At 74.5% G+C, this 9383-nt stretch carries 6 protein-coding genes; 2 read left to right on the plus strand and 4 right to left on the minus strand.

The features are described 5' to 3' along the window. Positions 1-172: 172 nt before the first annotated feature. The 3 genes from ACFWR9_RS26820 to ACFWR9_RS26830 form a co-directional block, all read right to left on the minus strand. Positions 173-958 (minus strand): S1 family peptidase, encoded by a 786-nt coding sequence (locus ACFWR9_RS26820; RefSeq protein ID WP_383846439.1) that lies wholly within the window; start codon positions 956-958, stop codon positions 173-175. A 201-nt stretch (positions 959-1159) separates the two neighbouring features. Further along, positions 1160-4045 (minus strand): ATP-binding protein, encoded by a 2886-nt coding sequence (locus ACFWR9_RS26825; RefSeq protein WP_383846440.1) that lies wholly within the window; start codon positions 4043-4045, stop codon positions 1160-1162. A 93-nt stretch (positions 4046-4138) separates the two neighbouring features. Beyond that, entirely contained in the window at positions 4139-4975 is an 837-nt protein-coding gene (locus ACFWR9_RS26830) for a response regulator transcription factor (protein ID WP_383846441.1), read from the minus strand. Positions 4976-5099: 124 nt separating this feature from the next. Here ACFWR9_RS26830 and ACFWR9_RS26835 point away from each other — a divergent pair, with 124 nt between their 5' ends. Further along, entirely contained in the window at positions 5100-6770 is a 1671-nt protein-coding gene (locus ACFWR9_RS26835) for an AMP-binding protein (RefSeq protein WP_383846442.1), read from the plus strand. After that, complete coding sequence (locus ACFWR9_RS26840; RefSeq protein WP_383846443.1) at positions 6767-8383, plus strand: AMP-binding protein; 1617 nt, start codon at positions 6767-6769, stop codon at positions 8381-8383. Before ACFWR9_RS26835 ends, ACFWR9_RS26840 begins: the two co-directional genes overlap by 4 nt. Before the next feature lie 6 nt (positions 8384-8389). Here ACFWR9_RS26840 and ACFWR9_RS26845 read toward each other — a convergent pair whose 3' ends face one another. Next, positions 8390-9235, minus strand: coding sequence for a hypothetical protein (locus tag ACFWR9_RS26845; protein WP_383846444.1), 846 nt, complete (start codon positions 9233-9235; stop codon positions 8390-8392). Positions 9236-9383: the final 148 nt, after the last annotated feature.

A 9383-nucleotide genomic window follows, 5' to 3' on the forward strand; every position in this document is an offset into this window, starting at 1 on the left:
GGCGCCACTTCCTCGTCGAGGGCCGAGAAGGGGGAGCCTCGGCCGGGCCCCGGGGCGCGCCCCCCCGGGGGGGGGGGGGGGGCCGCCGGGCGCCCCCCCCCCCCCCCCCCCCCCCCCCCCTGGCTTGCACCTGAGGGCTACTCAGGAGATCAGGAGACCTGCCGGGGCGGGGCTACGAGGTGACCTGCGCGGTCACCAGGTCCGAGAACGTGGTCAGCCGGGAGTAGACCCCCGGATAACCGGCCCTCGCGCAGCCCTCGCCCCAGGAGGTGATCCCTGCCAGGACGCCCCCGACGAGCAGGGGTCCGCCGCTGTCGCCCTGGCAGGTGTCCACGCCGCCGGACGGGAGCCCGGCGCACACCATGTCGCTCGCGACGAAGTCGGAGCCGTACGAGCCGCCGCAGTCCGAGTCCGACACGACCGGCACGGTCGCGGTCCGCAGCTGGTTGGAGGAACTGCCGTTCTCCCGGGTGGTGCCCCAGCCGAGCACCCGGGCCTCGTTGCCGGCCGCGTAGACCGAGGTGTCCGAGGAGGCGACGTACTTCGCCGGGGTGTACGGCATCGACGACGCCAGGGTCAGCACCGCCACGTCGTCGCCGTTGGTGGCGTCGGAGTAGTCCGGGTGCACCCAGATCCGGCTGACCCGGGCGACGGTGCCGTCCGAGCCGTTGAGGTAGGTGCGTCCGCCGACCACGCGGACCCTGCGGGCACTCTCACCGGCCATGCAGTGCGCGGCGGTGACGACCTTGGTGGGTGAGACGAGGGTGCCGCCGCAGAACTGGTTCTGCGAGGCGTCGGTGACCTGCATGACGAACGGATACGCGCCCGTCGTGGTGGTGGTGCCGCCGACGATCGGCTGCGGCGCGGCGGAGGCGGAGGGGGCGGCGAGCAGCGCGGCCGCGGCGCCGGCGGTGGCCAGGACTGCGGCTGCCGATCTGGCGCGGGTGAGCCCGGACATGAGTCTCCTCAAGGGGTTGCCGGTGGGGGGTCGCACGGGCGTGGGGGGTGAACGGGGGTCTCGGGACAGACCCCCGTATGCCCGGGCGAGCGGCACGTGTTCACGCTAGAACCGGCGGTCGAGGCACCCCAATGAGGGAACCCCCTAGCGGATGCGGGCAGGGAAAACCCTCGGTGCGTGGCCGGTAAACCCCCGCCGTTCTCAGTCCGTTCGCCCGCCCGCCGCCAGCCGGACGAGGTCGACGCGGGAGCGGATGCCGAGCTTGCGGTAGACCCGGGTCAGGGTCGCCTCGACGGTCTTGACGCTGACGAACAGCCGGGCGGCGATCTCCCGGTTGGTCGCGCCCTCCATGACCAGCGCGGCCACCTGACGCTCCATCGGGGCCAGCTGTGCGAGACCGTCCGGCGTGGCGGCCGGTGCCGGGGACGGCCCGGCCGTCCGTGCCGCGACGGCCACCTCCACCTGGCGCAGCCAGGGCAGCGCCCGGCAGCGCCGGAACAGCCGCGTCGCCTCGTCGTACGACGCCGCCCCCGGCGCCCGGCCCGGCCGTTCGGCGTGCAGTTCGGCCAGCGCGAAGGCCGCCCGCGCCTCCTCCAGGCCGTACCCCAGCCCGGCCAGCCGCTCCCGCGCCGACGTCAACCGTGCGACGGCCGCCCGGTGTTCGCCCCGGCCCGCGCGCACCAGGGCCTCGGCCCGGTCCAGCACGGCCAGCACGCTGCCACGCCCGAGCCGCAGCGCGTGCGCGCGGCTGACCTCGATGACGTCCATCGCCTCGGCCGGCTCGCCGGTCCGCACCAGCGCCTCCGCCAGATCGCCCTGCCACCGGCCGCGCGCCGGGTCGGTGATGCCCGCGCCGGCCTCCAGCTCCCGCACCCGGCGCAGCGCCCGCACGGCCGCGGCCGCGTCGCCCGCCACCAGGTTCGCGTGGCCGAGCGCGGCCAGCGCCCGTGACAGGTACACGGCGTCGCCGTCCTCCTCCGTCCGTCGCACCGCCTCCCGCGCCAGTTCCAGGGCGCGGTCCGGGTCGCCGCCCGCGGCCTCGGCGAGCGCGGCCTGCATCGCGCCCGCGCCCTCGCCGATGCCGGCGTCGCGGGCCAGCGTCAGGCTCTCCCGGGACAGCTCCAGGGCCCGGCCGCAGTGCCCGGAGTGCAGCTCGGTCTCGGCCAGGAAGCGCAGGTAGTGGACCTCGCTCTCGGCCATGCCGCGCCGGCGCACCTCGCGCAGCAGCGTGGTGACGGTGGTCCGCGCCTCGGCCAGCCGGTCGCTCATCACCAGCCACCGGAACCGGGACGACCCGGCCCCGTTGTGGTGGCACGCCACCCGAGGGTCCTGCGGCTCCGCCAGCGCCCGCCCGATGGTCGCCGGGGCGTCCGGATGCCCCATCAGCGTCTCGCACTGGGCCTGGAACGCCAGCGCGAGCAGTTCGGTGCGCCGGTCGGCGGCCCGCGCCGCCAGCCGGGCCGCGTGCGCGGCCTCCTCCCGGCCCTGCGCGAAGTCGCCCTGCACCACCAGGGAGCGCCAGGCCAGCTGGTAGTGCACCTGGGCGAGCAGCCGAGGGTCGTCGCCCGCGTCGGCCAGGGCCTGCGGGAAGACGGCGTCGACCTCGCCGATGGCCTGCCCGGCGGCCTCGATCACCACCATCCAGGCGCGGACCCGCTCACCGGGCGCGGTGGTCCGGGTCAGCACCTCGCGGGCGATGTCCCGGGCGAGATCCTGCTCACCCGCGGTGATCGCGTCCTCGGCGGCCGCCAGCCGGCGTTCGTCCGGTCCCGGCGCGCTGTCCGCCGGGGTGTGCCGGGCGGCGAGCAGCCCGAGCGAGGCGGCCACCGACGGCGCCCCGCGGTCCCGGGCCAGCGAAGCGGCCTCCGCCAGCCGCGCCGCGACCTCGGGGTCGGTGCCGGTGGTCGCGAGGGCGAGGTGCCGGGCGCGTTCGATCGGGTCGGAGGCGGCCGTGGACAGCGCGGCGTGCGCGGCCCGCCGCTCGGGCGCCGGGGCCTCGGCGTACAGCGCGGCCGAGATCAGCGGATGCGCGAACCGTACGGTCGGACCCTCCGGGTCGGTCGCCAGCAGTCCCAGCGCCGCCGCCTGGGCCGTCTCGGCGTCGGCGTTGTCCCGGCCGGCCGCGCGCAGCAGGGCCGGCGTCGGGCGGGCGCCGGTGCTGGCCACCAGCAGGGTGCGGCGGGCCTCGTCCGACAGCATCTCCAGGCGGGAGAGGACCAGGGCGCGCAGCGAGGTCGGCACCGGCAGCGGCTCGCCGGGCCGGGGCGCCGCGGGGCTCTCGGCCAGGGCCCGGCCCAGTTCCAGGGCGAAGAGCGGATTGCCGCCGCTGGTGCGGTGGATGTCGCGGACGGTGGCCCGGTGCAGGCCCGCGTAGCCGCGTTCGCCGAGCAGCGTCGCGACCTGGGCGCGGGTCAGCGGGCCGAGGCGGACCGCCCGGGTGTCCGGCGGGGAGGCGCGCAGATGGCGGTCGTACGCGGCGTCCTCCGTCTCGGGACCCTCGGTCCGCACCGCGCACAGCAGCCGCACCGGCGTCTCGCCCAGGCGCCGGGCGGCGAAGCCGAGGAGTTCCGCGCTGGCCGGATCCAGCCACTGGAGGTCGTCGGCGACGACGAGGACGGGCCCCGCGGCGGCGAGGGCGCGCAGGGCGGACAGCACCGCCAGCCGCAGCGCCAGGCCGTCGCGCTGGAGCGTGGACTCGCCGCGGCCGGTGAGCGCCGACTCCAGCGCGGTGCGCTGCGCGGCGGGCAGCGTCTGCGACACGTCGTCCAGGACCAGGCCCAGGAGGTCGGCCAGGGCCAGGAAGGGGAGATGGGATTCGGACTCGGTGGCCGAGCAGCGCAACACGGTGTGCGAGGTGCGGGCATATTCCGCGGCCAGGGTGCGCAGGACGGTCGACTTTCCAATTCCGGCGGGCCCGTGCAGCAGCACACTGCCACCCCGGGCCAGCTGCTCACGTGCCGCGCCGAACGACTCCTCCCGCCCGATGACCAGGTCGGAGCGGCGTCCGGCAGACTCCGCGAAGTCCCGTGGCACGGTGACCGCTCCCTCCGAGTGTCGTGTCCGGGCCAATATTAGGCAACGGCTCATTGGATTAAGGAGGGGCGAGGAGGTGAGGCAAATAACAAACCGGCGGGCACGGAAATCAAAGAGCCGTGGGAAATCCCCGGGCCGACCCGCACCCTACGGCAGCCATCCCGTCCGGCGGGCCCGGGCGACCGCCTCCGTGCGGGTGCGGGCACCCAGCTTGCGCATCGCCGAGCGCAGGTAGCTCTTCACGGTCTCCGCGCCCAGCCCGAGCCGCTCCGCGGCCTCGACGTTCGTCGCGCCCGCGGCCACGCAGGCCAGCACGTCCACCTCGCGCGGGGCGGGCCGGGGCCCCGGGCCGGGCTCGCCCCCGCCCGCCAGCAGGCCGCAGGCGCGCAGCAGCTCCTCGCGCAGCGCGGGGTCCGCGATCCGGGGTGCCAGCGCCCGCAGCGCCGCGTGCGCCTCCCGCACCTGCTCCCAGCCGGCCGCGTCCGCCGGGTCGTGTCCCGGGCGGGGCCGGGCCGCCGCCAGCAGCTCGTCCGTCTCCTGCCGCAGCACCAGCGCCTGCTCCACGTCCCGGGCCGCCGCCACGGCCGCGCCCAGCGTGCGGTCGCCCAGCGGCTGGGCGGTGCGCAGGGCGCCGTACAGCACACCGCGCACCCTGCGCCGTACGACGACCGGGACCGCCAGCACCGAGCGCAGCCCCTCGGCGGCGACGGGCAGGTCGTACTCGTGGCTGATCTGCGCGGAGACGGAGTAGTCCGTCACCGCGCAGGGCCGCGACAGCGCCACCGCCCGGCCGCCCAGCCCGTTGCCCGAGGTCACCGCGAGAGCGCTGAGCGCGGCCGTCGCCGTGCCGCTCAGCTCGCTGATGCGCACCTGCCGCCGGCCCGCCTCCACCAGCCCGCCGAAGGCGACCGGCAGCCCGGTCGCCCGCCGCAGCCGCACCAGCGCACCGCGGATCTCTCCTCCGTCGGCCGAGTCCACCGCCACCCGTTCCGCCCTCCCTCACGCCCGTCCCGGGGCGCACACCCCCGTTCGGGGGTAGTGAGACCTGCATCACGGATTACACGATGGCAGAGAGCCGCCCGGCAAGGTCCGGCACGAAGGAGGACAGATGACGACGGCCACGGAGCTGTTCCGCAGCGCGCGGGACTTCCTGCTGGAGCACCGTACGGACTACACCGCCGCCTACGAGGGCTTCACCTGGCCCCGCCCCCGCGACTTCAACTGGGCGCTGGACTGGTTCGACGTCATCGCCGACGGCAACGAGCGCACCGCGCTGCACATCGCCGAGGAGGACGGCTCGGAGGTCCGGGTCTCCTTCGCCGAGATGTCCGCCCGCTCCGACCGGGTGGCGAACCGGCTGCGGGAGTGGGGCGTGCGCGCCGAGGACCGCATCCTCGTCATGCTCGGCAACCAGGCCGAACTCTGGGAGACCGCGCTCGCCGCGATGAAGCTCCGCGCCGTCGTCATCCCGGCCACCCCGCTGCTCGGCCCCGCCGACCTGCGCGACCGCGTCGACCGCGGCAGGGTGCGGCACGTGATCGTCCGCGCGGACGACGCCGGCAAGTTCGACGACGTGCCCGGCGACTACACGCGCGTCGCGGTCGGCGGCACGGCCCCCGGCTGGCTGCCCTACGAGGACGTGTACACCGCCGACGACGCCTTCACCCCGGACGGCCCCACCGCCGCCGACGACCCGCTGATGCTGTACTTCACCTCGGGCACGACCGCGCGCCCCAAGCTGGTCGAGCACACCCACGTGTCGTACCCGGTCGGGCACCTGGCGACCATGTACTGGATCGGGCTGCGGCCCGGCGACGTCCACCTGAACATCTCCTCGCCCGGCTGGGCCAAGCACGCCTGGTCGAACCTGTTCGCACCGTGGAACGCCGAGGCGACCGTCTTCCTGTACAACTACACCCGGTTCGACGCGGCCCGCCTGATGGCCGAGATGGACCGGGCCGGGGTGACCACCTTCTGCGCCCCGCCGACCGTGTGGCGCATGCTCGTCCAGGCCGACCTCAGCCGGCTCGTCACCCGGCCGCGCGAGGTCGTCGCCGCCGGCGAGCCGCTCAACCCCGAGGTGATCGAACAGGTCCGCCACGCCTGGGGCGTGACCGTCCGGGACGGTTTCGGCCAGACCGAGACCGCCGTCCAGGTCTCCAACAGCCCGGGACAGGTACTGAAGACCGGCTCGATGGGCCGCCCCAGCCCCGGCTACCGCGTCGCACTCCTCGACCCGGTGACCGGCGCCCCCGGCGCCGACGAGGGCGAGATCGCCCTGGACCTGTCCGCGCACCCCGTCGGCCTGATGACCGGCTACCACGGCGACCCCGACCGTACGGCGGAGGCGATGGCCGGCGGCTACTACCGCACCGGCGACATCGGCTCCCGGGACGCCGACGGCTACCTGACGTACGTCGGACGCAGCGACGACGTCTTCAAGGCGTCCGACTACAAGATCTCCCCGTTCGAGCTGGAGAGCGCCCTGCTGGAGCACGAGGCGGTCGCTGAGGCGGCGGTCGTGCCGGCCCCGGACCCCCTGCGTCTCGCCGTACCGAAGGCGTACGTCGTGCTGGCGGCGGGCTGGGAGCCGGGACCGGACACCGCGAAGGTGCTGTTCGAGCACTCCCGCGAAGTCCTCGCCCCCTACAAGCGCCTGCGCCGCCTGGAGTTCGGCGAGCTGCCCAAGACCGTCTCCGGCAAGATCCGCCGCATCGAGCTGCGCGAGGCCACGGCGGCCGGTTCCGCGAACGAGTACCGCGAGGAGGACTTCCGGTGACCGCACCCCTGTCGTACGCCCACGGCACCAGCACCACCCCGCTGCTCGGCGACACCATCGGCGCCAACCTCGACCGGGCGATCGCCGCCCACCCGGACCGCGAGGCCCTGGTCGACGTACCGTCCGGACGCCGGTGGACCTACGCCGAGTTCGGCGCCGCCGTCGACGAGGTGGCGCGCGGCCTGCTGGCGAAGGGCGTCACCAAGGGCGACCGGGTCGGCATCTGGGCGGTCAACTGCCCCGAGTGGGTCCTCGTCCAGTACGCCACCGCCCGCATCGGCGCCGTCATGGTGAACGTCAACCCGGCCTCCCGGGCGCACGAGCTGGAGTACGTGCTCAAGCAGTCCGGCATCGCCCTCCTCGTCGCCTCCCTCTCCCACAAGGGCAGCGACTACCGGGCGATCGTGGAGCAGGTCCGCGGGCGGTGCCCCGGGCTGCGCGAGACCGTCTACATCGGCGACCCGTCGTGGGACGCGCTGACCGAGGCCGCCGCGCGGGTGCCGCGGGAGCGGGCCGACGCGATCGCCGCCGGGCTGAGCTGCGACGACCCGGTCAACATCCAGTACACCTCCGGCACCACCGGCTTCCCCAAGGGCGCCACCCTCTCCCACCACAGCATCCTCAACAACGGCTACTGGGTGGGCCGCACGGTCGGCTACACGGAGCAGGACCGGGTGTGTCTGCCGGTGCCCTTCTACCACTGCTTCGGCATGGTCATGGGCAACCTGGGCGCCACCTCGCACGGCGCGTGCATCGTCATCCCCGGCCCGTCCTTCGAGCCGGCCGCCACGCTGGCGGCGGTCCAGGGGGAGCGGTGCACGTCCCTGTACGGCGTCCCCACCATGTTCATCGCGGAGCTGAACCTTCCCGGCTTCGCCTCGTACGACCTCACCTCCCTGCGCACCGGCATCATGGCGGGCTCGCCCTGCCCGGTGGAGGTGATGAAGCGGGTGGTCGCCGAGATGCACATGGAGGAGGTCTCCATCTGCTACGGCATGACCGAGACCTCCCCGGTCTCCCTCCAGACCCGCATGGACGACGACCTCGAACACCGCACCGGCACCGTCGGCCGGGTCCTGCCGCACATCGAGGTGAAGGTCGTCGACCCGGTGACCGGGGTGACCGTGCCGCGCGGCGACGCCGGTGAGCTGCGCACCCGCGGCTACAGCGTGATGCTCGGCTACTGGGGCGAGCCCGAGAAGACCGCGGAGGCGATCGACGCGGGCCGCTGGATGCACACCGGGGACCTCGCGGTGATGCGCGAGGACGGGTACGTCGAGATCGTCGGCCGCATCAAGGACATGATCATCCGGGGCGGCGAGAACATCTACCCGCGCGAGGTCGAGGAGTTCCTCTACGCCCACCCGAAGATCGCGGACGTCCAGGTGGTCGGCGTACCGCACGAGCGCTACGGCGAGGAGGTCCTCGCCTGTGTCGTCCCGCGCGACGCCGCCGACCCGCTCACCCTGGAGGAACTGCGGGCGTACTGCGACGGGCAGTTGGCCCACTACAAGGTGCCCAGCCGTCTCCAGCTCCTCGACTCCTTCCCCATGACCGTGTCGGGGAAGGTGCGCAAGGTGGAGCTGCGGGAGCGGTACGGGGCGCGCGACTGAGCGGGGTTACTGGACCAGTTCCAGGTGCGGGTGGTCCGCGGACACCGGGCAGACGTGGAGTTGCAGCGCGTAGCCGCCGGCGACGACGACCCGGGTGTAGTTCGCCGGGGGAACGCCGGGGGGAAGCGGGTCGCGGGCCTGGTCTCCCTCGGGCGCCCAGCTCCCGGTGCCGTGGTTCCATTCGGTCGAGGCGATGGTGAGCAGCGGGTCCATCGCGGTGCCGCAGGCGGCGCAGGTCCTGGGCATGGGATCGGTGAGACCCCAGCGGGACCAGCCACCGGCCTTCCAGCCGGGAGAGATGGACAGCTGGTTCATGTAGAACTCCTGCGGCGCCACCGCGTAGGCACTGTCCACCGCGTCCCCGGCCGCCTGCCACCTGCTCCAGTCCGCCACCTGCTCCCGCAACTCCTTGTCCAGCTCCATGAAGTTGGGGTACTCGGTGACCTCCTCCGGCGAGAGCAGGCACGGCTGGGGAACGTAGTCGGAGAACTGGACCGCGGGCGGCTCCGGAGGTGAGTCGAGGACGTCGGTGACCTCGGCGGCGGACCGCCAGAACAGCGCGGTCCTGGGGTGGGCCGGGTGGTCGAAGGGACACCACAGCACCTGGAGCAGATCGGCGTCGGCCTGCCCGGGCGGGCGCAGCAGGGGGACGTCGCGCGCGTACAACTGCGCTACGGGCAGCATGGCGATCGGGCCCTCGGGCCACGGGCGGCCGGCGTTGATCCGCTCGACGATCGCCCGTTCCTCGGGTGTGTACCCGGACGCGTGCGGACCGCCGCGCGGCCGGCTCGCCGCGGCCGCGTGGATGCGCCGCTGCACCCGCACGTCCTCCGGTGACGTGGGCTCGTTCACCTGGTCCCACTCGTGCGGGCCGTCGCAGTACGGCCACGGTTCGTGGGGGGGGGGCGCCCCCGGCCCCCCCCCCCCCCACTGAGTGGCCGCCCGGGGGGGGGGTGTTTTAAAAAACACAGACCACCCCACACTTATTGATAAGGGGTGG

The organism is Streptomyces sp. NPDC058534 (assembly GCF_042717365.1).
Lineage (GTDB): Bacteria > Actinomycetota > Actinomycetes > Streptomycetales > Streptomycetaceae > Streptomyces.

Excerpts from the sequence above, each read along its gene's own strand:
- ACFWR9_RS26825 (WP_383846440.1), bottom strand. The coding sequence starts at position 4,045 with ATGAGCCGTTGCCTAATATTGGCCCGGACACGACACTCGGAGGGAGCG.
- ACFWR9_RS26820 (WP_383846439.1), bottom strand. The coding sequence starts at position 958 with ATGTCCGGGCTCACCCGCGCCAGATCGGCAGCCGCAGTCCTGGCCACC.
- ACFWR9_RS26835 (WP_383846442.1), top strand. The coding sequence starts at position 5,100 with ATGACGACGGCCACGGAGCTGTTCCGCAGCGCGCGGGACTTCCTGCTG.